The sequence below is a fragment of the Peribacillus sp. FSL E2-0218 genome (assembly GCF_037992945.1).
GTDB lineage: Bacteria > Bacillota > Bacilli > Bacillales > DSM-1321 > Peribacillus > Peribacillus simplex_B.
Genome location: NZ_CP150304.1, coordinates 5,082,413 through 5,109,046 on the forward strand (window position 1 = coordinate 5,082,413; position 26,634 = coordinate 5,109,046).

25 protein-coding genes and 1 pseudogene are annotated in these 26,634 nt (G+C 42.7%); 12 read left to right on the top strand and 14 right to left on the bottom strand.

The annotated features are described in order from the left end of the window. Nucleotides 1-117: 117 nt before the first annotated feature. Nucleotides 118-403, top strand: a pseudogene (locus MHI53_RS24600) (IS1595 family transposase); the annotation flags it as partial. Between the two features lie 148 nt (nucleotides 404-551). Continuing rightward, the gene (locus MHI53_RS24605) at nucleotides 552-1,046 is read left to right on the top strand and encodes a DUF4825 domain-containing protein (protein WP_340372515.1); all 495 of its coding nucleotides are present in this window, start codon (nucleotides 552-554) and stop codon (nucleotides 1,044-1,046) included. Between the two features lie 109 nt (nucleotides 1,047-1,155). On the opposite strand, the gene MHI53_RS24610 is transcribed toward MHI53_RS24605, so the two are convergent. After that, entirely contained in the window at nucleotides 1,156-1,701 is a 546-nt protein-coding gene (locus tag MHI53_RS24610) for a hypothetical protein (protein ID WP_061141369.1), read from the bottom strand. Nucleotides 1,702-1,709: 8 nt separating this feature from the next. Next, complete coding sequence (locus MHI53_RS24615; protein WP_061141370.1) at nucleotides 1,710-2,906, bottom strand: ParM/StbA family protein; 1,197 nt, start codon at nucleotides 2,904-2,906, stop codon at nucleotides 1,710-1,712. Nucleotides 2,907-3,272: 366 nt separating this feature from the next. Here MHI53_RS24615 and MHI53_RS24620 point away from each other — a divergent pair, with 366 nt between their 5' ends. From MHI53_RS24620 to MHI53_RS24630, 3 genes are all read left to right on the top strand, one after another. Continuing rightward, nucleotides 3,273-4,793: an FAD-dependent oxidoreductase gene (locus tag MHI53_RS24620; RefSeq protein ID WP_340372516.1), complete on the top strand. Its 1,521-nt coding sequence runs from the start codon at nucleotides 3,273-3,275 to the stop codon at nucleotides 4,791-4,793. 101 nt (nucleotides 4,794-4,894) lie between these two features. Then, nucleotides 4,895-5,089 carry a YwbE family protein gene (locus MHI53_RS24625; RefSeq protein ID WP_061141372.1) on the top strand — a complete coding sequence of 65 codons (195 nt, stop codon included), beginning with the start codon at nucleotides 4,895-4,897 and terminating at the stop codon, nucleotides 5,087-5,089. Between the two features lie 134 nt (nucleotides 5,090-5,223). Then, nucleotides 5,224-5,865: an SIMPL domain-containing protein gene (locus tag MHI53_RS24630; RefSeq protein ID WP_340372517.1), complete on the top strand. Its 642-nt coding sequence runs from the start codon at nucleotides 5,224-5,226 to the stop codon at nucleotides 5,863-5,865. 58 nt (nucleotides 5,866-5,923) lie between these two features. On the opposite strand, the gene purU is transcribed toward MHI53_RS24630, so the two are convergent. After that, nucleotides 5,924-6,823: a formyltetrahydrofolate deformylase gene (gene purU, locus MHI53_RS24635; protein WP_285768120.1), complete on the bottom strand. Its 900-nt coding sequence runs from the start codon at nucleotides 6,821-6,823 to the stop codon at nucleotides 5,924-5,926. 874 nt (nucleotides 6,824-7,697) lie between these two features. Between purU and MHI53_RS24640 the strand changes: the two genes are divergently transcribed. Next, nucleotides 7,698-7,829: a hypothetical protein gene (locus MHI53_RS24640; RefSeq protein WP_340372518.1), complete on the top strand. Its 132-nt coding sequence runs from the start codon at nucleotides 7,698-7,700 to the stop codon at nucleotides 7,827-7,829. Between the two features lie 1,310 nt (nucleotides 7,830-9,139). Here the strand turns inward: MHI53_RS24640 and MHI53_RS24645 are convergent. Together MHI53_RS24645 and MHI53_RS24650 are read right to left on the bottom strand one after the other, a co-directional pair. Then, nucleotides 9,140-9,463, bottom strand: coding sequence for a hypothetical protein (locus MHI53_RS24645; protein ID WP_340372519.1), 324 nt, complete (start codon nucleotides 9,461-9,463; stop codon nucleotides 9,140-9,142). A gap of 257 nt (nucleotides 9,464-9,720) precedes the next feature. Further along, nucleotides 9,721-10,395, bottom strand: coding sequence for a hypothetical protein (locus tag MHI53_RS24650; RefSeq protein ID WP_340372520.1), 675 nt, complete (start codon nucleotides 10,393-10,395; stop codon nucleotides 9,721-9,723). An 885-nt stretch (nucleotides 10,396-11,280) separates the two neighbouring features. Here MHI53_RS24650 and MHI53_RS24655 point away from each other — a divergent pair. The 4 genes from MHI53_RS24655 to MHI53_RS24670 all read left to right on the top strand — a co-directional run bounded on the left by MHI53_RS24655 (nucleotide 11,281) and on the right by MHI53_RS24670 (nucleotide 15,507). Beyond that, the gene (locus MHI53_RS24655; protein WP_061141379.1) at nucleotides 11,281-12,060 is read left to right on the top strand and encodes a transporter substrate-binding domain-containing protein; all 780 of its coding nucleotides are present in this window, start codon (nucleotides 11,281-11,283) and stop codon (nucleotides 12,058-12,060) included. Between the two features lie 26 nt (nucleotides 12,061-12,086). After that, nucleotides 12,087-12,752 (top strand): amino acid ABC transporter permease, encoded by a 666-nt coding sequence (locus MHI53_RS24660; RefSeq protein WP_061141380.1) that lies wholly within the window; start codon nucleotides 12,087-12,089, stop codon nucleotides 12,750-12,752. An 11-nt stretch (nucleotides 12,753-12,763) separates the two neighbouring features. Then, nucleotides 12,764-13,504 (top strand): amino acid ABC transporter ATP-binding protein, encoded by a 741-nt coding sequence (locus tag MHI53_RS24665; protein ID WP_061141381.1) that lies wholly within the window; start codon nucleotides 12,764-12,766, stop codon nucleotides 13,502-13,504. Nucleotides 13,505-13,854: 350 nt separating this feature from the next. Then, complete coding sequence (locus tag MHI53_RS24670) at nucleotides 13,855-15,507, top strand: glutamine--tRNA ligase/YqeY domain fusion protein (RefSeq protein ID WP_340372521.1); 1,653 nt, start codon at nucleotides 13,855-13,857, stop codon at nucleotides 15,505-15,507. A gap of 47 nt (nucleotides 15,508-15,554) precedes the next feature. On the opposite strand, the gene MHI53_RS24675 is transcribed toward MHI53_RS24670, so the two are convergent. The 9 genes from MHI53_RS24675 to MHI53_RS24715 form a co-directional block, all read right to left on the bottom strand. After that, nucleotides 15,555-16,406: an STAS domain-containing protein gene (locus MHI53_RS24675; RefSeq protein WP_340372522.1), complete on the bottom strand. Its 852-nt coding sequence runs from the start codon at nucleotides 16,404-16,406 to the stop codon at nucleotides 15,555-15,557. A gap of 24 nt (nucleotides 16,407-16,430) precedes the next feature. Further along, nucleotides 16,431-17,384, bottom strand: a complete 954-nt coding sequence (gene msrB / locus MHI53_RS24680) for a peptide-methionine (R)-S-oxide reductase MsrB (RefSeq protein WP_340372523.1) — start codon at nucleotides 17,382-17,384, stop codon at nucleotides 16,431-16,433. Nucleotides 17,385-17,552: 168 nt separating this feature from the next. Next, the gene (locus MHI53_RS24685; RefSeq protein WP_061141385.1) at nucleotides 17,553-18,737 is read right to left on the bottom strand and encodes a nucleoside transporter C-terminal domain-containing protein; all 1,185 of its coding nucleotides are present in this window, start codon (nucleotides 18,735-18,737) and stop codon (nucleotides 17,553-17,555) included. A 260-nt stretch (nucleotides 18,738-18,997) separates the two neighbouring features. Beyond that, complete coding sequence (locus tag MHI53_RS24690; RefSeq protein WP_340372524.1) at nucleotides 18,998-19,450, bottom strand: hypothetical protein; 453 nt, start codon at nucleotides 19,448-19,450, stop codon at nucleotides 18,998-19,000. A 107-nt stretch (nucleotides 19,451-19,557) separates the two neighbouring features. Then, entirely contained in the window at nucleotides 19,558-20,796 is a 1,239-nt protein-coding gene (locus MHI53_RS24695; protein ID WP_340372525.1) for a HAMP domain-containing sensor histidine kinase, read from the bottom strand. A gap of 10 nt (nucleotides 20,797-20,806) precedes the next feature. After that, nucleotides 20,807-21,478 carry a response regulator transcription factor gene (locus tag MHI53_RS24700; RefSeq protein ID WP_100533558.1) on the bottom strand — a complete coding sequence of 224 codons (672 nt, stop codon included), beginning with the start codon at nucleotides 21,476-21,478 and terminating at the stop codon, nucleotides 20,807-20,809. 109 nt (nucleotides 21,479-21,587) lie between these two features. Further along, nucleotides 21,588-22,778, bottom strand: coding sequence for an ABC transporter permease (locus tag MHI53_RS24705; protein ID WP_340372526.1), 1,191 nt, complete (start codon nucleotides 22,776-22,778; stop codon nucleotides 21,588-21,590). Further along, entirely contained in the window at nucleotides 22,705-23,445 is a 741-nt protein-coding gene (locus tag MHI53_RS24710) for an ABC transporter ATP-binding protein (protein ID WP_061141390.1), read from the bottom strand. The genes MHI53_RS24705 and MHI53_RS24710 overlap by 74 nt, the downstream gene beginning before the upstream one ends. 1 nt (nucleotide 23,446) lies before the next feature. After that, a complete protein-coding gene (locus MHI53_RS24715; RefSeq protein WP_340372527.1) occupies nucleotides 23,447-24,418 on the bottom strand; it encodes an HlyD family efflux transporter periplasmic adaptor subunit in 972 nt (323 codons plus the stop codon). Between the two features lie 272 nt (nucleotides 24,419-24,690). Between MHI53_RS24715 and MHI53_RS24720 the strand changes: the two genes are divergently transcribed. After that, the gene (locus MHI53_RS24720; RefSeq protein ID WP_100533244.1) at nucleotides 24,691-25,029 is read left to right on the top strand and encodes a DUF485 domain-containing protein; all 339 of its coding nucleotides are present in this window, start codon (nucleotides 24,691-24,693) and stop codon (nucleotides 25,027-25,029) included. A gap of 13 nt (nucleotides 25,030-25,042) precedes the next feature. After that, complete coding sequence (locus tag MHI53_RS24725) at nucleotides 25,043-26,581, top strand: cation acetate symporter (RefSeq protein WP_061141393.1); 1,539 nt, start codon at nucleotides 25,043-25,045, stop codon at nucleotides 26,579-26,581. The last annotated feature ends 53 nt before the right edge of the window (nucleotides 26,582-26,634 follow it).

Genomic DNA, 26,634 nt, shown 5'->3' on the forward strand with positions numbered 1-26,634 from the left:
CCCCGTGGGTCCCTTTTTTTTAAAACAAGGCTCTGTTAAAGGTAAATGATGATATCTTATGCTTGTCCGAAATCCTGCTATAATTAGAATAAGAACAGGAGTTCGAGTGATATCAAGGTGAGCAAATCGTTTAGCAACTTATTAAGGTATATCGACACATTACCACATACATAAAAAGAACACGTTTACCAATGGGTTAAACGCTATGTTAAACCTTCTTCCTCTGCTGGTGGTAGTTTAATTAATGAAAGGAGAGAAACTCGCTTCAAGGATGGATTTGAGTGTCCACATTGTTCGATTTGGAAAATATAATGGTCGGCAACGGTATCGCTGTAAATGTTGTGGAAAAACCTTCATTGATACAACTAACACCGTTTTGTACCGTACCCGAAAATGTAACGAAAGCACTAAACAGCATATCAAGGAATTTCTACTAACATCATTTGTATTTGAAATGACGGATACTTATGATAGCTTACGTCTCTCTAAATTCTCCTTAATTTTATTCATATGGAATTTTTAGATAATATTAGATGAAAGGAGAGGATCTAGTGAAGCGGATTACCATTTTTTTTATATCATTGTTATCCCCAATGATATTATTGAGTGGATGCAGTCTAAATGCTGATTCAAAAACTGATTTGTTTCAATATAAGAATTCATATGTTGGTGATAACAGTGCAGTTGGGAATATCGTAAAAGAATTGGCACACAACAAAGAGTTGAATCAAATTTCACTGGAAACCAAGAAAGAACCATATGGAATTACTTTGGAATACATTGATATTGATGCGGAAAAAGTAGATAAAGAAATGAAAGAAACTGTAATATCAAACTCTACATTTCTTTTTGCTTTGATCAAAAATGTAGATTGGATTACATTCAAATTTCCAGACAATGAATTCTCTGTAACAAAAGAGAAATTACAAGAGTGGTACAACAATAAGTTGGATGGATTTGAAAATGAACAGGACTTAAAGAAACGGATACAGGAACACCTGAAGTCTGAGGAATCAGTTAATCAGTTTTTTAACAGTAGAAAATAAAAGTGCTCTTAACCAGAGACTTTTATTTTTTAGGTTCAATAACTAACTTTAACAGAGCTTAAAACAAAAAAGGATATCCAACTTGCCGTCGGATATCCTTCTCTTTCATTCATTGATTCATTTGATCGAGAAAATCTCCAAGAAGATCGTCGAGGTTCTCCTCTTCCGTCTCCGGTTCTTCCTCTTGCCGTTCCAATTCATTCAAGCCCCAGTCAAAGTCATCCAGTTCCTTCTTGGGCAAGTTTTCCTGGACTTCCATGATCGGATCGTCTTCCTCCGGTTCGGCCTGTAAATATGGTTCCTCATTCAATACATTGCCGTTTAAAGACGCAAGCAACGCCGTAGCGCGTAAAGGATCGGATAAAAGGTGATACATGATCGTTCCGAGCATAGCTTCCGAGTGGGAATGCTTGAGCCAATCACGCTGCGATTTGCTTAGCTTATTCGGCATCGGCAGGGCGATCATTTCCCGATCCTGATGGGTGGCTTGCCCGACTCCATCGAGAACATACTCGGCAATTTTACTGGAAAAATTCCTTCTTTCCGTTTCCTTCAATTTCTGTAGCAGCCTTAACGTATAATCTGATACATCCGAAGGGATACGAAAAGTGATGGCTTGTCCTCTCTTAATTTCAGAAGAAGCTGTTTTTTTCATTCTCCCACCTATTTAATGGAGCCTGTTCTTTGCTCTTTCCTCTTTGGATGGGCTTGATTTTGTTCCTTTTTTGCATTCCGGCGATTGAAGTCCGAAATCAATTTATAATAGGCGTTTGCCATCATCCAAACGCTTTCCCGCTCGTCTTCGAAAAAGTCGATATTGTAGCCATCGAAATTTTGGTTCAATGTTTTCAAGTAATCTTTCAGGACAATCGATCCCCCGCCAACAAAGTAGCAAATTTCCGTTTGGGAATTTTTTTGCCAGACGTTGCGCAGGTGGCGATATTGTTTCTTGGCAAGCTCACCTAAAATACGGTCGACGATATCATGCACGCTTGTCCGGCTTCCGCGGACCATGATATGATTGCGATCATTTTTCTTCGTGATGATTTCAACGACATCGCGCCTGCTGTCCAGCTCGACACCATGTTTTTTCCTGATTTCCTCACGGATCGACTCAAGCGCTTCAGCCACTCCCAAGTTGAAACCTTGCGCCTTATCGTCGTCTACTTTACGGTTTTTAATGACCGCGATATCCGTCGAAAGTCCGCCGATATCCTGAATCAGTATCCTTCTATCTATTAATTCACGGTTGATGATATTCAAGTCATTGTCCATGACCAAATTGATATAAGCAGCAAAGCCCTCTGGATAGACCTTCACTTCATCGAATTTGATATTGACCTTCAACCCTTGGTATTTAGGGGTAATCAGGAATTCCACCTGATGGACCGAACCTAGTAACTTCGAGCGGTACCCGACGTCTTTTCCTTCTTTAACCTCACGAAGGGGCAAGCCGGTTCCAAGTGTATAATTGGCTTCCACAACATTATTCACTTTTTTGAATGTATCATTGTTCCCTTGTTTGGCAGCGTCCAAAGCCAGGGCTGCAAAAAGCATGACCAATGTTTGATCTTCTTCCGATTTACTGCTTCCCATATCCAATTCGGTAGGGTTATCACTCTTTGTTGCCAGATTCCCGACGCGATAGATGGCATTATTATCTTGCAGGGCTGGTGAATGAACTCTGATATGAATCCCTTCCAACGGGTTTTTTTCATCAAGTTCTTCAATCCCGATGACCGGGCGATCTTCTATGTCCTTTGCAATGACGTTTGGTATATATAGCTCTGACTCTAGCTTTCCAAAAATAGCTTTGATAGCATCATTACCTACGTCTACTGCTGCGATTCTAGAACTCATCTAAAAACATCCCCTTTTTCATAGAAAAAAATTTAAGTGAAGCATCCTTCTCAAGGATAGAAAAAATTGCCACGATAGTCAATCCTTCATAAGTTGTAGCTATATTTGTCGAAATGTTTTCAAATTGTTTACAATAGGAACAAATATGTACACACCTTATATATAGCCATGTGTACATGTTTGTAAACATGTTTACATATTTGTGTACAATACATCTATCTTTGTTTACTTGTATACGTTTTTGTAAACACCCAAATAATGTATTCCGCATCTCCCCCCTCCTTCAAAAAACAAGCGTATAAAAAGTGATTTTGGGTATGGTAATAAATGGACAATTCACTATTGGAGAGTAATGGAGGTAATTACATGACTGAGAAAAATACAGATCTTCCTCAATTCCCGGAACCTTTTTGGCGTAATGCATTGGATTTTCCCTCATTTGCTAAGTTGGATTCGGATATCACCACCGATATCTTAATCGTGGGCGGCGGAATTACCGGAATCACTTCTGCTTACCTTCTAGCGAAACAGGGGGTAAAGGTCACACTCATTGATGCAGGCAAAATCCTGAATGGAACGACAGGACACACGACAGCGAAAATCACGGCCCAGCATGGCCTCATTTACGATCAATTGATCACGGACCATGGAGCAGAGAAGGCCAAGCTTTATTATGAAGCGAATGCTGAAGGAATGCAGCTAATCAAAGACCTGGTCGCCGAACATTCCATCGACTGTGACCTGACCGCACAGGATGCCTATGTTTACGCGAATACGGATGAATATAAAAACAAAATCCAAAAAGAACTGAAAGCCTATCAAAAGCTTGGCATCAGGGGTGACTACACCGATGAAATCCCGTTCTCCATCCCTTGTAAAGCTGCCGTGATCATGAAGGATCAAGCCCAGTTTCACCCGTTGAAATATTTAACGGCGCTGATTTCCACAATCCAGGAGGCTGGCGGCACAATCCACGAATATACAACGGCAATGAAAATTGAAGACGGCGATCCACCGACCGTCTTGACTGATACGGGACATAGCATCAAAAGCAAGCAAGTAATCGTGGCTTCCCACTTCCCTTTCAATGATGAAACGGGCCTATATTTCGCCCGTGTGCATGTAAAAAGGTCGTATGTACTGGCAATCAGGACCGAGAAGGAGTATCCCGGCGGCATGTATTATTGTGCCGACAGCCCTTCACGCTCCCTCCGCTACACGGAAGGTGAAGCTGGCGAGAAGCTGATCCTTGTCGGCGGCGATGGCCATAAAACGGGGCAGGGAGTCTCGACGATCGAGCATTATGAAGCTTTGAAAGACTTCAGCTCGAACTATTTCGATGTTACGGATATTCCTTATCGCTGGTCGGCACAGGATATCGTGACACCGGATAAGATTCCCTTCGTCGGTCCGGTGACCCCCAATCATCCAAACGTCCTGATTGCTACCGGTTATGCTAAATGGGGCATGACCAATGGATCGATCGCTGCAAAGATCATGACCGACCATATTTTGCAAAAGGACAATCGGTATGCCGATTTGTATAACCCTTCCCGCTTAAAGGGTTTGATGAATATGGTCGAAGACAATGCCGATGTCGCGAAGCATATGATTAAGGGGAAATTGGCCGTCATCCAAAAAACTCCAGAGGATGTAGGCATCGATGAAGGAGCGATCGTGAAAGTCGACGGAGACAAGGCGGGCTGTTACCGCGATCATGACGGCCAGCTTCATATCGTCGACTCCACGTGTACCCATATGGGCTGCGAGGTTGTCTGGAATAGCGGTGACCGTACATGGGACTGCCCTTGCCATGCCTCTCGGTTCTCCATCACAGGAGAGGTGCTGAATGGCCCAGCTGTCGAGCCTTTGAAGAAAATACAATAATGGTCCTCACCTAATGGTCGACTAGGCCCGCTGTTTTCCTTATACTGAAGTTACTGCATGAACGAATCGTTGCAAATACCTCAAAAAGGATGGGATCGAGCATGAACGGTAAAAACCGGAAAGATATTACACCAGGTACGTCTGTAGATATTGTACTGAAAGCTGATCAACGCAGCGGTAAACTGACAAACGGAACGGTAAAGGATATTTTGACCAACTCCAGCAGTCACCCACATGGAATAAAAGTAAGATTGACCGATGGCCAGGTTGGTAGGGTCCAAGTCATCCATAAGTAAACCGCACTCGGTCCAGGCCGAGTGTTTTTTTGATTTTTCAAGCAAACGGGAATGACAGCGATATTTCAATCATGTTTCCCGCCCATACTTCGTACAATAGGGTTATGTATCTCTTTAAAAAGGCTGGTGTCATAATGAATCAACAATCTTTTGCCCGCAATGATGAACATACATTGAAGGTTTCCGGCTCGGAAACGCTGCAAGCAGCTCCCGATCAAGCCACCATCACCCTTGGGGTCATGACGGAGAATGAGGACCCGCAGCAGGCACAGCAGGCCAATTCCCAAGCGATCGCGAATGTCATCGCCTCCCTTAAATCCGCGGGCATTCCCGAAGAACATATGAAAACGAGTGAATACAGAATCGATCCGCAATATGATTATATCGATGGAAAGGAATTGTTCAAGAATTATAAAGTCCAGCATATCATCCAGGTCCAAACGACCGACATCGAAAAAATCGGAAGTTTACTTGACACAGCTGTCAAAAGCGGCGCCAATACGGTCACGAGCATTCGCTTTTCCTTATCAAATCCAGAAGCTTACTATAACCAAGCACTTTCGCTCGCATTAAATAATGCTTACGAAAAAGCGCTCTCCATGGCCCAAACGATAGGAATCCCATTGAATCCCATCCCCAATCAGGTTGAAGAGGTATCCGAAACGGCAGCTCCCATGCTTTACCAGTCGAGTTCCTTTGCAAAAATGGCTGCCACCCCAATCCAGCCTGGGGAATTGAACATCACTGCCTCCGTAAGGGTCGAATACACGTACTAAAACACCCCTCTTTCCATGCTAAAAACCCCCCTTGGTTTGCCAAGGGGGGCACTTCACTTTAAAAGACTACCGTTTTATTTTCATGGACGAGGACACGATCCTCCAAATGCCATTTGACGGCACGGGCGAGCACCCTCCGTTCAGCCGAACGGCCGATTTTCTTCATATCCCCTGCCGAATCACGATGATCGACACGTTCGATATCCTGCTCGATGATCGGACCTTCATCCAAGTCATTCGTCACATAATGTGAGGTCGCCCCAATCAGCTTGACACCCCGGTCATATGCCCGTTCATAAGGCCGTGCCCCGATGAATGCAGGTAAAAAGGAATGATGGATATTGATGATTTTATTCGGATGGGCCGCTACGAAATCCGGCGTCAGGATCTGCATATACCTCGCTAACACAATCAGGTCGATATTGAATTCCTCGAGAAGGCCAAGCTGCTTCGTCTCCACTTCCTTACGAATATCCTTGTTTGCAGGAATATAATAAAAAGGAATGCCCATCGATTCGACAATTTGTCTCGTATCTTCATGATTACTGATAACGAGCGCTATATCGGCCAACAAATCCCCGCTTTGCCATTCCCATAGCAATTCAAGCAGGCAATGCGGCTCCTTGGAGACAAAAATGGCCGTCCGCTTCAAATCACTCACATGCGTAAGCGTCCATTCCATTGAAAAGGCTTCCGAAACCTCTTCAAAAGCCGATTCCATTTCCGCTGCCCTCTCCTTTAATCCCGGGCAATCGAATTCAATCCGCGTAAAAAAAGTACCACCCTCAGGATTCATCGAATACTGGCTTAACTCGACGATATTTGCATCATATTGTTTAAGAAACGCCGTAACTGTCGAAACGATTCCTGGCTGGTCCGGACATTGAATAATCAAACGGCCCCTATCTTGATTTTTTTCGCGAAATTCCTCTAATTGCCCTTGCACAAAGTTGCTCACCATTTTCCCAACTGCCCTTCTACTATTTTGCTACATTATACTTCATGTCATGGGCAGAATTAAAGTCGGTCATCAATATGGGAGGGAATGATGCTTAACTACGGGCCATTTTTCCTGTAAACGGCTGCGGTCCACTCCATTGAATATAAGTAACTAAATACATGAATAAAGGAAAAAGACTTGCATCCATATAGGCTGATCATATGGACCTGTACGCAATAACTCGTTATCTCCAAGCCAGTAACGACTAGGTAAATATAAGCGCAATCATTCTTCCTAATTTCTCCCTCTAAAAAATTTCACGTTTTTATACACCCTATGAACAATGAGATTGTTTCAAAAATGAAATCGATTAGCTCTATATTGAAACTCAAAAAAAGCATTATTCATGTTAATTTTATTACAGGTTGAGGTTTTAATGGAATAATTCGACAGGATTTTTAATTAAAGCACACTTATAGACAGAACAGGGGGTATTTAACTCTGTCTTATTGATTGGTTGTTAGAAAGGGAGGGGCCATGAGGCAAACCATTATTTATTTCATATCCATTCTATTCGTATCTGTATTGTTATTATATATCTTTATCTTTGTTGCGCCTTTAGATGAACAATTTATTATCTCCTTTTTAATTATCATTTCACTGCAGCTTTCTTTAATATTAGCTATTGTATTAAAAAGAAGATAACACAGGGGTTTTTCAGGGTAAACGTTTAAACAAATCAAACACATTCCTCGGTTTTAACCCATCTAAGATCAATCCCTGAACAAAGTTTAACTCCTAAAGAATATAGTACTGGAATGACTTCAAATTGACTAAAAATCTAGAAAACGCTTAAATCACCTAGTTAATGCAATGGTTGAGGAGGCATTACATGAATGAAACAATAGTGAATTGGTTTGATGTAGGATATCAAATTACTATATTCATATTATTCGTTGCTTTAATTTCTTTCATTATCCATTTGGTAAAAAGAAAAAAGCGTAATAAAAAATCTAACTTTTAATATTCAAGTTTCAAGTTTAGAGACAGAGTGGCTCAAGATAAACCGGGAACGTCTTTAAGGCGTTCTCTTTTTTAAGATATTGCCAGCTGCACAAGTGCCATAAAACCTTAATTTTTCATGAGAAATTCCTCTAACTGCTTTTGCACAAATGTCTCTTTTTTAATACATTTGATGTATTAAAAAAGAGACAATAGACGTATAGCAAATATTTATTCTTCTTCGTATACTCGAAATCCATCATAAGTTTTTAATTTTATCCCATTCTTTTCTTTAATTTGGTTTTAAGAAAGTCATGTTAGTCGCTGGAAGCTCGCAAAAAAAAGCTGAACATATGAAATCACCTCTTGTTTTAAAAACAATCGCTTTCAATCACTTTTCCTCTTATAATTTTGTAGCAACCAAATAATTAGTGAGAAAAATAACGCCCAAGTAATTCTAAAAAATATATTTAGCATAAGATTGTACTGGTTGAAAAGATCCTCTTGAATAATGAAAGTTGATAAGATACCTATTATAAAAATAACTATGTGCCGCAGCAGCATATATTTACCTCTTATGTTAAAGGAATCGTAATTGTACACCTACATTGTGGCGTATCTGGTCTAAAAAACATACATATTTTCCTTCTTTAGGTCAGGTTCTTCTAAAATATCCATTCCATTTTCATAAGTAAGCGAAGGCATTATAGTCAATTGAAAAATCTAAAAACTACCATAAAAAAAGAAATGAACATTTTTCACTTCTGTTTATCCTTACCTCTTAACTTTTTAAACACAAGAACTAATAAATAAAAAAATAACAAAAGTCCTCCAAGATTCAACAATTGCCAAATAATATCTCCCACCAAAAGACCTCCCTTTTTTATAGAAAAATAAATAAAGTACTATTAATGTGGTATTAAAAGAAAGATACGAAAAAAGTTATCACAGCTTGAATTAATACCCAAATAGCATAAGGTGTAATATATGTATCTAGATGTCCATCACATTTTAATATAAGTAATGATATTATTTCACCTTAAGAAATATTCATTTAAACTTATAAAGTAACAAAAATATTCCAATGTCTATATAGTATAGTTAAAAGTAAACAAGTTCACTGATTCGACGAAGCATATTGTCATTTAGGACAAGTATATCGTAATTTGCCATAAAAGAACTTATATTGAGTGATGCTCAGTTTAAAATCATTTGGATACTACCTACATACATTACTATCCTTAGTATAATGCATAAAGGGGGGGAGTAATCACAGAAATGGAGAAACTGATAGTGAAACCGGATGTCTCTCTGTTTAGATATTCATTTTTATTAATTTCTTTTCTCACCTAAACTTGCTGCTAAAGATAAAAATATATATGGAAAAGCTAATAAAATTAAATCCGGGAATCCGTATTTCTTAAATACTAGATTATTAGGGGTCTCCTCATCAATATAAAAGCCCGAGCCTGCCATATAAAATCCAACTAGTAAATAAGTTAGAACGGAAATTGCAAGTGTCCTTATAGTTAGTCTATCTAATTTGATTCTAGCGATTGTCAACCCTAAATAAATCAAATACACGATTCCTAAGAGAAGTAATAGCAGAGATATATAATCAGGCTTATATATCGCCTGATTGGAACTACTTAACATATGAATTCTCCTCTTGTTTCAAATACATACCAATGTATCCCAACTACTTTGGGTTACATCCCTTTTTTATAGGTATATAACATCTATTTGTTTAATATTTAATAATTAATATTTAATAATTAATATTTTGTAGCAACCAAATAATTAATAAGAAAAAACGCCAAAACTTGAGCCAGCCTTCTAGTCGTGGGTGCCATTATTCAAACAAACGGAAGAAGAAGACAAAGTAGCCTTCTTCTTCCTTAATGCATGTATTCTTAAAACTTCAAAGATAGGCTCACATCATATGAATAAATCGTTCCTATACCTTTTACAAATACTACCCATGACATTGTTCCTTTACCATATGCCGTTCCATTCTTTTTAGTTGAATTTAAATTAGCATATGCAGAATTCTGTTTCCAAGAAAGGCCAAGTGTCACACCAGTATGACTAGTCCATACCTTAGTTTTTGTAATAACTCCTTTAGAATTCCTAGTTACATCTGCATAAAGATTAACTTTAGAAGAAACACCTTTTGTTATGCTTGTTTTGTAAGTTTTAACTGCTGCACTTACAGCATTTAAACCTGTTATCAATCCTAATAATTCAATATCATTTGATTGTTCTTCAATTTCAACAACTCCTTGTGTATCCCCAAGAAATTTTTCAAACTCCTCAATACTATCAAAATTAATCACTTGCGCATCTTCAGGGATTTTGGACATTTCTAGTGGTTCTAAACCATTTTCTTTAAATAAATTTCCAATTTCTTTCTCTTCAGATTTTGTTGCATTTTGTTGTTGAGCTTTTTCAATATCAACAATTTCATAATCCGAAGAAGTAGATGCTTCTAAAATATCAATTCCATTTTCATCAGCAAGCGAAGGCGTTATAGTCAATCCAAAAATTAAACAAACTATCATAAAAAAAGAAATAACAATTTTTTTCATACCTGTTTCTCCTTACTTCTTAACTTTTTAAAAACAAGAACTAACAAATAAATAAATAACAAAAATCCTCCAAGGTTCAACAATTGCCAAATAATATCTCCCAAAAAAAAACCTCCAAACATAAAATAAGTACTATTAATTAAGTGGTGTTAAACAGTACATAGGTTGTATTTATTAAAAATTAATTAAATAAATAGACTAGAAAAAATTTATAAGGGAATACTTTTATTTTGAAATTATATACATAATATGGATTAGAATACACTCCATAAAAAACTCTAGATCTTCAGCAAGCTGTTCAATTTCTTCATTTTCACTTTTGACTCCTTTTGCATTTGCAATAGGTATTAATAGCGCAAAAGAAATAAGGAAAATGGTAGAAGTTACGAATGCATTTCTTTTAAAATTAAAAAGTTAACACTTCCCAAACTAATGAATTGTTTCATTAATTTGATTTTTCATATCTTGTCTCTCCTCTCTATCTGGCCTAGTTACATAGGGATACAATCATCTTCTTGATACAAGCCGGATACATCCTCGACAATATCATGTAAAGATTCACCTAAGATGTGCCCATGTCACCTCCTTTGAATGCCCATAATTTAATTGTATCTAAAACTCATTTTTGTATTGTTCCAACATTGAAACATCAGGTTTCAGTTTTGAGAAAGTAATTCTATCAAATGAATTAAAGTCACTAGTTTACACTTTAGTAACACTTATAAAATCACCGACAGTTCTCCTGTGTCTAAATTCCTTCTCGTTCAAATCACACCGTATTTTTATAATATTCTGTTTATATTCCCGATAAAATAAGGTTATCCACTACTTCGGAAGGGTATAGACCTTTCGATTAGTTTTTTTGAAGGGAGAAATGAGATTATCATGAAATCATCCGTTACATTCATTCTATCCATACTGGTTATTCTCGGGCTTTTGTCCGGCTGTGCCGAAAAGGATCAGCTAGAGGATGGGAGTAAGCTGATTGATAAGGACCAGTTTGTTTTCGCTGCCTCAGGTGAATTCAAGCCATTCAGTTATGTCAATGATGACATGACCGTAACAGGTTTCGATATCGAAGTGGGCGATGCCATTGCCAAGGAACTTAACCTTAAGCCAGTCCCTAAGCGGATTAAATTCAAAGGGATCGTCGAGGGTGTTAAAACCGGCCGGGCGGATGCCGCGGTTGCCAGCCATACGATCAATGAAGAACGAAGTAAACATGTTGCCTTCTCGACCCCCTATTATTACTCGGGGCCCCAAATCTTCGTCCGATCCGATAGCGATATTAAAACGGTTGATGATTTAAAGGGAAAGGAAGTTGCGGCTTCGAAAGGCTCTACATATGCAACCACTGCAGAAAAATATACAAATCATGTAAAAACGTATGACAGTGATATCACCGCGCTTAAAGCGTTGAGCGAAGGACGTCATGATGCCGTCATCACCGACTTCGTCACCGGCAAGGAAGCAGCCAAGGAAGGTTTCGATGTCAAGGGCCGGCAATTGATCGAACGCAGCGAGCAGGCGGTCGTCCTGCCAAGCGACAATCCCCAGCTGCTTAAACGCATCAACGAGGCGCTAGAGAACCTCCGGGAAGACGGAACGCTTGCGAAAATCAGCAAAAAGTACTTTGGTGAGGACATCACTACTAAGCCTGAATAAAGAATGATAGAAAGGGAGTCATTACATTGCCAAGTTTTTCACATTTTTTCGATACATTATTTAGCTCGTCGGACGTGTTCATCCGTGCCATGCTCCTCACATTGGAACTGACGGTAGTCTCCATTATTGTAGGGATCGTCATCGGTTTGCTTTTTGCCCTTTTAAAAATTTCCAATATAAAGGTCCTTGCCTGGATTTCTGATGCTTATGTATTCCTCGTACGGGGTACACCGCTGATCGTCCAAATCTTCATCCTCTACTTCGGTATCAGCAATCTCTTCTTATTGCCGGACTTCTGGGCGGCGTCTCTTGCCCTCGCCTTCCATAACGGAGCTTATATCTCCGAAATATTGCGAGGTACGATTCAATCGATCGATAAAGGCCAAATGGAAGCCGGACGTTCCCTTGGAATGAGCAATTCACTCGCATTGAGGAGAATCATCCTGCCACAGGCCTTCCGCCGCGCATTGCCGCCGCTAGGCAACCAATTCATCATCGGACTGAAGGATTCTTCTCTAGCAGCCTTCATCTCCATGAATGAGCTGTTTAACGTAGCCACTACGCTCGGCTCGAATAATTTCGATGAGATGACGTATTTATTGATCGTAGCGGTCTACTACTTGATTCTTGTGGCATTCCTGACCATTGTCGTCAATTTATTCGAAAAGAAACTGTCCATTAGTGATCGATAGGGGGAATTGAAATGGAACAAAAAGAAATGATTCGCATCAGGAATTTAAATAAATCTTACGGGGATCTGCATGTACTGAAAGATATTGATATGAAGGTATTGGATAGCGATGTGGTATGTCTGATCGGGCCAAGCGGTTCCGGTAAAAGCACCCTGCTTCGCTGCTTGAATTACTTGGAAAAGAAAGATAGCGGGCAAATTCTCATTGAGGGGACGGAGGTCAAGCCAGGCACCCATGATATCAATGAAATCCGCGCGAAAGTCGGAATGGTCTTTCAGCATTTCCATCTCTTCCCGCATATGACGGTCCTTGAAAACGTCATTGAAGCACCCACTCACGTCAAAAAAGTGCCGAAGGCCCAGGCAATCGAAGAAGCAAAGGCCCTGCTTGCCAAAGTCGGCTTATCAGATAAAGCCGATGTTTATCCCAGCAAGCTCTCAGGCGGGCAGAAACAGCGTGTTGCCATCGCCCGTGCGCTTGCGATGAAGCCTGATATCCTGCTCTTTGATGAGCCTACCTCCGCCCTCGACCCCGAGTTGGTCGGCGAGGTTCTAACTACGATGAAGGAGCTTGCCCTGGAAGGGATGACGATGGTGGTCGTAACGCATGAAATGAGCTTTGCCCGTGATGTTGGCGACTGGATCGTTTTCATGCATGATGGCCGGGTTGTCGAAAGCGGCCCGCCAAAAGATTTCTTCACAAATCCAAAAGAAGAGCGGACAAAGGAGTTCCTGCAAACGACAGTCTTTTGATTTGGCAGGGAGAATTCGTCCTTCACCACCGGTATTCCGGCCAAGACCGGGAATAATTCGTCCTTCTACACCGATTTTCCGGCCTGAAGCCAGGACATCATTATAAGCAATACAGGCGTAAGTTCCTGTATTGCTTATTTTATTTGCCAGGTAAAGATCATACTCGACCCATAAAATGAACGATTCAAGGATATTTTCTTTTTGGAGGCAAAAACGATATACTTGATGAATGGTTTAAGAATGCGCCTCCAAACCTTGTTCCCGGCTCGAACATGGAAAAATATCTGTATTTATGGTATATATACAGGTAAAAGTAAAAGAAGTATATAAATGAAAGAGGTCGAATTCAGTTGGAAAATAACGCTTCGAATTTTATTAAAACGATCATAAAAGATGATCTGGAGACCGGAAAACATGATCATATCATCACACGCTTCCCTCCTGAGCCAAATGGATATTTGCATATCGGGCACGCCAAATCAATCATTTTGAATTTTGGGGTGGCCGATGATTTCAACGGCAAAACGAACCTGCGCTTCGATGATACGAATCCGCTGAAGGAAGATATCGAGTATGTCAATTCCATCAAGGAAGACGTAAAATGGCTTGGTTACGATTGGGATAATCTTTTCTTCGCTTCCGACTATTTCGATGAAATGTTCAAACGAGCTGTGCTGCTCATCAATAAAGGACTGGCATACGTGGACGACCTTAATGCCGATCAAATCCGGGAATATCGCGGATCGCTGACAGAGCCTGGAAAAGACAGCCCTTACCGCAATCGTACGGTTGAGGAAAACCTTGAACTATTCGAAAAGATGCGCAACGGTGAGTTCGAAAACGGTGAAAAGGTGCTGCGTGCCAAAATCGATATGAGCTCGCCGAACATCAATTTGCGCGATCCGGTGATCTACCGCATTTCCCATACCGAGCACCATAATACCGGCAATAAGTGGTGCATCTATCCGATGTATGCCTTTGCCCACCCAATAGAAGATGCGATCGAAGGAGTCACACACTCGATTTGTACTCTTGAGTTCGAGGATCAACGTCCGCTTTATGACTGGATCGTCGAACATTGTGAAATGGAAAGTAAACCGCAGCAATATGAATTTGGCCGCCTTAATCTGACCAATACCGTAATGAGCAAGCGAAAACTGAAACAATTGGTCGACGAACGCTTCGTGGACGGCTGGGACGATCCCCGGATGCCAACCATCTCAGGCTTGCGCAGGCGCGGGTATACTCCTGAAGCCATTCGTGCATTCTGCCAAGAGATTGGCGTCGCGAAAACAAGCGGTGTCGTGGACTCCCAAATGCTCGATCATTTCGTAAGGGAGGATTTAAAGCTGAAGGCCCCACGGACGATGGCTGTGTTGAACCCGCTTAAGGTCGTCATCACCAATTATCCGGAAGGCGAGGTTGAATGGCTGGATGCTGAAATCAATCCGGAAGTTCCGGAAATGGGCATGCGCAAAATCCCATTCTCTCGTGAAATCTATATCGAACAAGACGATTTCATGGAAAATCCGCCAAAAAAATACTTCCGTCTTTTCCCGGGCAATGAAGTCCGTTTAAAGCACGCTTATTTCATTAAATGTGAAGAAGTGATAAAAGACGATGCTGGCAATGTCATTGAGCTTCACTGCACATATGACGTGGAAACGAAAAGCGGATCCGGCTTCACTGGACGCAAGGTAAAAGGGACATTGCACTGGGTCGAGGCTTCGCAAGCAATTCCAGCGGAATTCCGCAACTACCAACCCTTGATCTTGGATTCCGCAGCGGACGATGAAGAAGAAAAAACATTCCTGGAGCGGGTCAATCCGGAATCGATTGAAATTCTACAAGGCTTCGCCGAGCCCAATATGAAAGATGTACAGCCTCAGGATAAATTCCAATTTTTCAGGCATGGCTACTATAATGTCGATCCAAAGCTCACGAAGGCCGATCACCTGGTATTCAACCAAATTGTCGGATTGAAAAGTTCATTCAAGCTGTAACCAAAAAAGAGAACCAGGCCCCGCGGGCACTGGTTCTTTGCTTATTTTCAAGCGTATAGTTTGACCCCTTGCTTGGAAAGGGCCTGCTTTAACGTGCTATAGGTCGAGACCTGGCTGAAATCGAGGCCGAGCTGAATCGACGTCTGGGCTACCTCCGGACGTATTCCGGAAATGGTCGATTGTATGCCCAATAATTTAAGGGTGCTTATCAATTCAAAGACTTGTTGGGCAACCATCGTATCCAAGAGTGTGACCCCCGATAAATCGATGAACAGATGAGAAATATTTTTGCTGATGCATTTGCTTGGAGTCGTATCCATGATTTCCTTTGCCCGATGGGTATCGATTTCCCCTATCAAAGGCAACACCGCCATGGCGTCAACGATCGGAATGACCGGTGAACCTAATTCCGTGATCAAATCCTGTTGAGCCAGCAACCGTTTTTGGGTCAATAGATAATACTGCTCAGTGAACTCACGGTTCAATTGATCGAATGCTTGGTTAATTAGCCGGCTCCAGCGAATGATCGTATCCTTCGGAATTTTATTATCATCCTTAAGCATATGGTCAGTGATGAAATCCCAGTATGTTTCCCTCACTTTATTAAGCGCTTCCAATACCTCGTATATCGGTGTGTCAGATTCAACCCTGCTTTTAGCGACCATAGTCGCCCAATGCTCCATATTTTCAATAAAAGAATTTTTATCTTCTAGTAATGCACTGGTCACGGTCTTGATCGTCAACGTATTCTGTTTCCTCAGGAGCTCCTCCACTTCCGCATCGGTATCCACGGAATAGATCGAACCAACCTGCTTTTCCCTTAAAGCCAGCCATTTATCCGTAATCGTTGATGAATGATCAAGGATATACCGATATAAAATCCCGTCTACTTTTTCCATTTTCGTTCCCCTATCTCAAAAAAGTTATTTCATCTTAAAAAGCAACAATATATCCCCATATCCCTCTTTTTCCATATCCATCCTTGGAATGAAGCGAAGGGCGGCGGAGTTCATGCAATATCTTGTGCCTTTGGGGCCTGGTCCGTCAGGAAATACGTGGCCCAGATGGGAATCGGCTTCCCTGCTGCGCACCTCCGTGCGGGTCATTCTGTGGCTTACATCTACTTTCTCATGGACACTTGCCGACATGATGGGCTTCGTGAAACTCGGCCAGCCGCATCCGCTATCATACTTATCCTTTGAACAGAATAGAGGCTCACCAGAAACGACATCCACATATATGCCTTCTTCAAAGTGATTCCAATAGGCATTATCAAAAGGTGGCTCGGTACCATTTTCCTGGGTGACATAAAACTGGGTCTCGGTCAACCTATTTCTAAGATGGGCGTTATCCTTAGGCCAATTTTCTTTTATGAAGGATTCCCGACCCGAGCCTTTACGATATAATGCATACCGAAATTGATTCTTCCGATGGAATTGTTGGTGATACTCTTCAGCTGCATAAAATTTTCCCGATGGTAAAATGTCCGTGACAATCGGCTTTATAAACCGTTCGCTCATCATCAATTCTTCCTTTGATCGCTCGGCTTCCCGTTTCTGGCGTTCATCACGATAGAAAATGGCTGCCTTATATGGCTGTCCCCTATCGGTGAATTGGCCGCCGTCATCTGTAGGATCGATTTGGCGCCAAAATATCTCCACTAATTCCTTATATGAAATGATCGATGGATCGAATATCACCTGAACCGCTTCAACATGATCAGTCGATCCGGTTATCACTTGTTTATAACTCGGGTTGGGAGCAATACCTCCCGTATAGCCTGATGTCACTTCAATAATTCCATCTGTTTCATCAAAGGGAGCGACCATGCACCAAAAACAACCTCCTGCAAAAATGGCCGTTTCATTCTCATTCATTTTCCACCATCATTCCCTTCATGACAAGTCATTTTATGTATTATATACCGGTATGCCGATACCCTTCCATTTCTATAAATTCTTGTAACAAAATATGAAAGAGGCACTTAGAAGTATATCCAAGTGCCTCTCAAGATAAATCCGATTTCATTTCATAGCATGAGTTACTTAAATGATCACACTGACGATGATCGCTGATAGGATGCTGACAAGCGTCGCACCATATAGAAGCTTCAGCCCGAAACGAGCAACAACATTCCCTTGCTTCTCATGCAGGCCTTTGACTGCACCTGCAATGATCCCGATGGAAGAGAAATTCGCAAAGGAAACCAAGAAAACGGAAACGATTCCAATCGTACGGTCACTCAATGTTTTTGCGGCATCCCCTAAGCTCAGCATCGCAACGAATTCATTCGTCACTAGCTTTGTCGCCATGATTCCGCCAGCCGTCACGGTTTCCGAAATCGGAACACCCATGATGAAAGCAAATGGTGCAAAGATATAGCCCAAGATGTCCTGGAAGCTGATGCCGATGATCATATCGAATAAGCTGTTGATCCCTGCAATCAATGCCACGAACCCGATTAGCATGGCTGCAACCGTCATGGCGACTTTAAAGCCATCCATGATATATTCGCCAAGCATTTCAAAGAATGACTGCTTTTCTGCCCCTTCTTCAACGACGAGGATATCATCATCATCCGTAACGGTATAAGGGTTGATGATCGATGCAATGATGAATCCGCCAAACATATTGATGACAATTGCCGTCACGACATACTTTGGCTCGATCATTGTCATGTATGCTCCGACGATTGACATCGATACGGTTGACATCGCTGATGCACAAAGTGTATACATCCGTGCTGGCGGAATGGCACCAAGTTGTTTTTTCAAGGTTATGAAAACCTCGGATTGTCCGACAATTGCGGATGCGACCGCATTGTAAGATTCCAATTTACCCATTCCATTTATCTTGCTTAACAGTAAACCGATCCATTTCATGATGAATGGAAGGATTTTAAAGTGCTGTAAGATCCCGATCAATGCCGAGATGAATACGATGGGAAGAAGAACATTTAAAAAGAACGGTGCTGCTCCTTCATTTGCAATGCCGCCAAATACGAAACTAATCCCTTCATTTGCCCATTCCAGGAGTTTTCCAAAGCCATCGGCAATCGAGTTGATGATCACTAACCCGAACTTCGTATTCAATAAAAGATAAGTCAAAATTAGCTGAATGATCACCATGAAGATAATCGGTTTAATTTTAACCTTCTTCCGGTCACTACTCACTAATAAGGCTAGTCCAAAAACAATAAGCAGTCCTAAAATAGCAATCAGAAATTTCATATTCTGCCTCCACTAAGGTGAATTTAATGTTCGTGCATTAATAGTAGGGTACCCTCAAAAAATTTATGCAAACGTTTTCTCTTTCATCCAAAATAGTTGTACGTACCTCTTTAGAACTATATATTAAACTAATTTATTTTGAAGTGCAATCATTATTTCTCATTCAAAAATGGCAATTAGTTACATGTGTGATTTTCTCAAAACAAAAAGAAAGGTCCCTTCTCGAGGAGCCTCCCTGTTTATGAACTTCTTTACCATTTTCAGGCTGCCGTCTTTCTCGTCAATATCGCCGTCGCAATTCCAGCTCCCCCGATCAGAAGGATGATGATGGATGTTGCCAAGCCGCCTGCCCCTTGATAAAAATCGATGTATTCACGAGCTAGAGAATTCCCGCGCTGGAAGCCTCCGCCGCCTGGCATCTCTTCTTTTGTTCCGCTGCCATCAGCCCACCCTTGTGGAGGCCTCCCCAAATTGCCGCTTGCATCATTTGGTGCGGTTTCGTCAGCCTCACCTGCGGATTCACTGCTCTTGGACGAATCTCCAGATGCCCCCGTGCCGCGATCTGCAGGCTGCCCCGCCATCGCTTGGCCATTCATGGGCACATTGTCGCTACTGTCGACAAACATCATGATCCCCATTACCGCTTGAACGATTAAAAGAAAAAATGCCACGATCGCGATTAAAAAACGCATTTTACCAAGTTTATTCACCATTGATGATTCTCCTTTGCCAAAAGAAATGGATTACTGATAGACATTATCTAAAAAGACCCTTAATTTTTCCTTAAGCAACACGGAATGGGTTAGATATTTCAGCCGTCTTACATTTTCTTTTGGTTTCTAGGAAAAATGATTTCAAAACGAGTGCGTACATTCTGTTCACTCGTAACCTTGATGTTCCCTTGATGTGCTTGTACAATCCATTTGGCAATGGATAGCCCTAAACCGGAGCCCTCATTTGCTGAACGGGATTGCTCCACTTGATAAAACCGGTTAAAAATCAAGGGGAGTTCTTCCTGTGGCATTCCTATTCCATTATCTTCAACGGCAAGGATGATCGACGCTGCATTCTTGATGCAGGAAAGCGAAATCTCCCCGCCTTCCTCCGTGAACTTCATCGCATTATCGACCAGAATCACCAACAGCTGATGAATCCTTTCTTTATCGCCATGAAACACCACCTGTTCAGGAGCATGGCTAACGATGGTTTTTTCTTGAAAAGAAGCTATATCAGTATACTGTTCCACGATATCCATAAGTAAGTCGTCGAGAAAAAAATTCGCTTTATTCACCTGCACCTGATTCGAATCGGTCCTGGTCAAGGTCAAAAGTCCGTTAACAAGCTTATTCAGGCGGCGGACTTCCTTTGAAATGATCGATATATCGACGGCTTTTTCCTCGATTGTCGCGTTCGGTGATTGGAATAACAAATCAGCCCTTGATTGTATGACGGCAAGCGGTGTGCGGATTTCATGCGAAGCATCCGAAACAAACTGCTGCTGTTGATCCCATGAGCGTTTTACCGGAATAAGGGCCCGTCCTGCCAATAGATAACCGGCCCCAACTGCCACCAAGCTGCCAATGCCCCCGCCAACAAACAATATGAGCAGCAGGCGATCGAGCATATCTTTTTCGGAATCGACATTCCTGATGAATTGTACGATCAACTCCCCATAATCCGTATCGACCTTGGTGGAAAGGGCGCGATACGTGTAGCCATTCGCCGGGATTTCTTCGATCTCGTCAAATTTTTCAGGGTGGAATTTCGATTCATTGACCTTGAAGAAATCGTCCGCACTAAGTCTAGGCTCTATGATCGTATCTTCAGGTCCCCATACGATGACGCTCGGACCCGGTCCCAAGAGAAACTCGCCTTGCGGCCGGCCTCCGGGCATGCCCCCATTGATGAAGCCCCTGTAATCCTTTTTCAGCGAATCATTGACATCCCTATAGATTTGATTTTCCGTATAAAAATAAATCGTTCGGCTTAATATGGCTATCAAGACAATAAAGACGATAGAATTCAATAATGTTAGTTGAAGTCTTGTTTTTTGGAACATAATGATCCCCTTATGGTTGTTTGAGCATATAACCAATGCCCCTGACGGTTTGAATGTCCTTATGGTAATTGTAAGGTTCCAGCTTTTTCCTGAGATGATGGATGAACACTTCGACTATCGCAATCGTCGTATCCGAGTCAAATCCCCAAATGCGGTCGAAGATTTGCTCCCGGGTCAAGATTTTCCCATTGTTTTGAATGAGGTACTCCAATAGTTCGTACTGCTTCAAGGTCATTTTGATGACCTTTCCATCAACTGAAATATCCTTCTCTTTTTCCAGCAATTCGATTCCACGGTACTTCACATGCTGCGAAAGCGTTATGATGCCGCTTCGGCGAAGGAGGGCACGTATCCTTGCCTTAAGCTCCGGTGCCTGGAACGGTTTGACTAAATAGTCATCACCGCCCATCTCAAGCCCTCTGACACGATCCTCAAGACCATCCTTTGCCGTCAAAAATAAAACGCTTGTATCGATTTTTGCTTCCCTGATGTTTCGGACGATTTCGAAGCCATCCATTCCCGGAAGCATCACATCCAATAAAATGATATCGTAAATGCCTTGCAGGGCCATGAACAGCCCATCCTCCCCGTTAGTCTCCGTATCGACTTCATATTCATCCGCCAAAATTTGCCGGATCGATTCCAATAATGAAGCATTATCTTCCACCACCAAAATCTTCATGAAGAGTCCCCCCTGACCGTTTCTCTTGCTATTTATGTTGATTTTATCCTTTTTCATATACAAAAGAAAGCGGGCATATTCCTAGCCGCTTTCTTTATAATTTGTATGTTCACTCGTGCCGCAGTGCCTGGATTGGATTCAATTTCGATGCCTTATTGGCAGGGAATACGCCAAAGACAATCCCGATCAATATCGAGAATAAGAAGGCAAACAGTGTCACCGACCATGAATAACTAATCGTTAATGTTGAAAAAGCTGAAATCGACCTTGCGATTCCGAATCCAATTGCCACTCCCAACAATCCCCCTAGGCAGCTCAAGACGACCGCTTCAATTAAAAATTGCAGAAGGATCGATTTCCGGTTTGCCCCGATTGCCTTTCGGATCCCGATTTCCTTCGTCCTTTCCGAGACGGATACCAGCATGATATTCATGATGCCTATCCCGCCCACAAGCAGCGATATACTGGCAATGCCGCCAAGCATGAGCGTGAACGTATCGGATACGGAGCTCATTGTTTCCATCAAATCCTCTTGATTGGATACGGAATAATTATCACTTTGGCTAGGAAATGAAGCTGTCATCACACCTTGCACTTGATACATGACCCGTTCCACGATGTTCTCGTTCTTGGCTTTTACATAAACGGTCCCGATCGTCGTGCTGCCCGTCGCCCGTTCGGCAGTGGTGATCGGTGCAATGATTACATCATCGCCGCTCGAGCCCATGGAGGTTCCTACTGATTTCAGCACACCGATCACTCGATAGGAAACACCGCCGATAAGAACGTTTTGATCCACCGCGTTTTGACCTTCAAAAAGCGTGCTTGCTGTATCAGACCCTAGGATAACGACCTTGGAGCGTAATTCCGTTTCCAGGTCCGTCAAAAATCGCCCTTGACTAAGCTCAAGGTCCCGAACCGATAAATAAGCTGAAGTGGCACCTGTCATGGAGACCTGGGCCGAATTTTCACCGTTTTTTGCATAAACGCGGCCCGTGACCACAGGCGCCACATCGGCTATCCCGTCTAGTTCCTTAAACTGATCAATCGTGTCCTCCGTCGGCTCCACTGAATCCGTATCCGTGACACTTACCGTCAATAAATTCGTTCCCAGGCTATTTATCTCATCTTGAACGGACTGTGAGGACCCTTGCCCAATCGAAACCAGGACAATGACGGAGGCAACGCCGATAATGATGCCAAGCATGGTTAAAAAAGCACGGACCTTATTGGTTTTGATAGAGCGTATGGCCATCTTCATCGATTCGCTCAAGTTCAATCCAATCACCTCCGCTTTCAAAAAGCTGTCCATCCTGAATCCGAACGACACGAGTTGCTTCCTTTGCCACTTCCATGTCATGGGTGATAAGGATGATGGTTTGCCCCTTTTCGTTTAAATCTTTTAGCATCTGCAGCACTTCTTTACTTGTTTTGCTATCAAGTGCCCCCGTCGGCTCATCCGCCAATAAAACGGGAGGGTTGCCCGCCAATGCCCTTGCGATTGCCACCCTTTGCTGCTGTCCGCCGGAAAGTTGATTCGGCAAATGGTTCATCCGGTCACCCAGGCCTACCCTATCAAGACAGGCAACGGCGGCCTCTTTTCTTTCCTTCACGCTCACTCCTCTATAGACAAGGGGAAGCTCGACATTTTCCAGCGCTGTCAACTTCGCCAACAGATTGAAATTTTGAAAGATGAACCCTATTTTAATATTGCGAATTGCCGCTAGCTCATTATCCTTCATTTTTTCAACTTCTTTTCCGTCAAGAAGATATTCACCTGTGTCAGGCTTATCGAGGCACCCTATCATATTCATGAACGTCGATTTCCCTGATCCGGATGGACCGATGATGGAAATGAAATCGCCTTTATCGATGGTAAGACATACATCCTGAAGCGCCTTAACGGTTTCACCGCCCAGTTCATATGATTTGGACATATTTTGGATTTTGATGATGGGTTTCACCATTTCACTGACCTCCCTTGCCGCTCGGCATTCCGCCAGCGCCTGGCATCCCGCCTCCGCTTGGCATTTGCATTTCCCCGCCACTTGGCATTCCTTGGCCGCCCCTCATTCCATTGAAGCCGCTGCCTGTCCGGTTTTCATTGGAGATCGTTATCGGTAACGAAACCTCCTGTCCCTCTTCCAGCCCAGAAGTTATTTCAATATACCTATCATTACTGATTCCAGTCTCGACCAACGTCTTTGAACGGGCTACTGCATCCGTTGCACCAGCCTCCTGGACATTGACATATTTCTGATCACCATCCATTTGGACTGCTTCAATCGGGACATATAAGGCATCTTTCGCACGATTCGTCAAAATGCTCACCTCAGTCGACATCCCAATTTTGATATCGCGAGGCTTATCAATTTGAATCGTGACATCGAATGAAGAGACGCCATTTTCATACGTACCCTCCCTTGATACACTGGTCACCTTCCCCGTGAACGTTTCATCTTCGAAGGCGCTCGCTTTTATCTCGACCGTTTGTCCTTTTTTGACGCTTGGAATATCCAACTCATCCACACTGACCGTTGTTTTCAATTTTTTATAATCCGTAACATGTGCCACCACATCACTGCCTGATATTCTATCGCCCGCCTCTACATCCAACGTGGTTACCGTACCATCGAATGGGGCCGTTACCGGATCACTTCCATCCGTGAAGGTAATGAGCTCGTCACCCTTTTCAACCGATTCATTTTTCTCTACAAGCACCTCATCCACCTCGGCTGCGGCCGAGGAAGTGACGTCCTCACTATTGATTGCAGCAACAGAACCCGAACCACTTATCTCGACTTCAAGGTCTCCCTTTTCAACCTGGGCCGTCACCGACTTAGCCACAGCTGGCTCCGCTTTTTCCTTCATGAAAAACCAAAACGAACCCCCAATGGCTAGCACCAATACCGCGCTTAGCATCATCCACTTTTTCATCATTTTTCTCCCTTCAGATTTCCTTTGCTGAAAGAAGTATCGCTAACGAAGCTTAATTTTTCCTTAAGGGTCGTTTTATCGTAATGGAATAATCCGGCCTTTTTCACCGATATTCCGGCCATTGGCCGACTTTTTCCGGTCTTTGATGTCGAATGAAAAAGGGACGATTTGTAAATTTTGAATTTACAATATATTCAGATAAATATATACTAAAAGCTGGTATCATAAAATTGGTAATTTAAAACCAAATCTTAAAAAGTGAAGGGGGAACCACTTTGGCATCAAACGATTCAATTGCAAAACAAGCGGAAGTAAGCGCTTCCAAGGATTACAGTAAAATCGTCCAATCTCGATCGTTTCAAGAACTCCTGAAGAAAAAGCGCAATTTCATCGTCCCGCTATCCATCTTTTTCATGGTCTTTTATTTCACCTTACCCATCCTTACTTCCTATTCGAAAGTTCTTAACTCCAATGCATTCGGGGACATCAGCTGGGCATGGGTCTTTGCTTTTGCCCAATTCATCATGACCTGGACCTTGTGCATCCTTTATTCCAGAAAAGCGGCCCGTTTTGACGAATTGGTTGAAAAAATCGTTAAAGAAGCGAAAGGATAAGGGTGAAATAATCATGAATATGCTCGCATTTATACTATTTTTACTCATCGTCGGCTTAACATTGGTGATTACCTATTTTGCTTCTCGGCGCACAAAAACGACCGCCGACTTTTATACGGCGGACAGCAGCCTGTCTGGTTGGCAAAACGGCTGGGCGATTGCAGGCGATTATATGTCTGCCGCCTCTTTTCTCGGGATCGCGGGGATGGTCGCACTGTCCGGTTTTGATGGTTTTTTCTACAGCATAGGATTTCTTGTCGCTTACCTGGTCGTTCTTTATATCGTGGCCGAACCGTTGCGTAACCTTGGGAAATATACGCTGGCGGATATGATTGCTGCCCGCTTCAATGAAAAGAAGGTGCGCGGGGTCGCTGCCCTTAACACCATATCCATATCCACTTTTTATATGATCGCCCAACTTGTCGGTGCAGGTGCCCTTATAAAACTCTTACTCGGAATCGATTATCTGTACTCCGTTATCATCGTAGGCATTTTAATGACCGTTTATGTAGTATTCGGCGGGATGACGGCCACCAGCTGGGTCCAGATCGTCAAAGCCGTATTATTGATGGCAGGTACGTTCATCATCTCGCTGATCGTGTTGGCTAAATTCGACTTTAGTGTGATCGAGATGTTCAAGCAAATGAAAACAGCAACCCCTTTAGGGGGCGATTTCCTCAATCCGGGGAATAAATTCAAGGATCCATTGGATACCCTTTCCCTTAATTTGGCTCTCGTCCTCGGGACAGCGGGACTGCCTCACATTCTCATCCGATTCTTTACGGTAAAAGACGCCATCACTGCCAGGAAGTCCGTCGTTTATGCCACATGGATCATCGGAATCTTTTATATCATGACCATTTTCCTTGGATTTGGAGCCGCGGCCTTTGTTGGTTATGACAAAATCATCGCGGCGAATGCTGCCGGCAATATGGCGGCTCCGCTGCTTGCCGATGCCATCGGCGGCGACTTCCTGTTCGCCTTCGTGTCTGCAGTTGCCTTCGCTACCATCTTGGCGGTTGTGGCCGGACTCGTTCTATCGGCTGCCTCTGCCTTTGCCCATGATTTTTATGGCCATATCATTCGCAAAGGCCAGGCCACCGACAAAGAACAAGTCGTTGCGGCTCGCTGGGCATCAATCGGGGTGTCGGTCCTTTCCATCATCCTTGCCTTGTTTGCCCAAAACATGAATGTCGCTTTCCTTGTATCCCTTGCCTTTGCAGTCGCTGCCAGTGCCAACCTGCCCATCATCATCTTCACGGTATTCTGGAAACGCTTTAACACCGCCGGCGCTGTTACGGGGATGGTCGTCGGGCTAGCCAGTTCCTTGATTCTTGTTTTCCTTAGCCCCAATGTCTGGTCACCCATCGAGGGAGCCGCCATATTCGTAGGCGACCCAGTATTCCCGCTTGCCAATCCAGGCATCGTTTCGATTCCGATCGGCTTCATCGCCGCCATCGCCGGAACATTGCTGTCAAGCAAGAAAGCCGATGCCAAAAAATATGACGAGATCCTGGTGACGGCCAACACGGGAATGAAAGATCCTCTGTAAGTGCGAATCTTATTTTAAAATATTAAAAAGAGAAAGGATCTCAACTCTCCTTT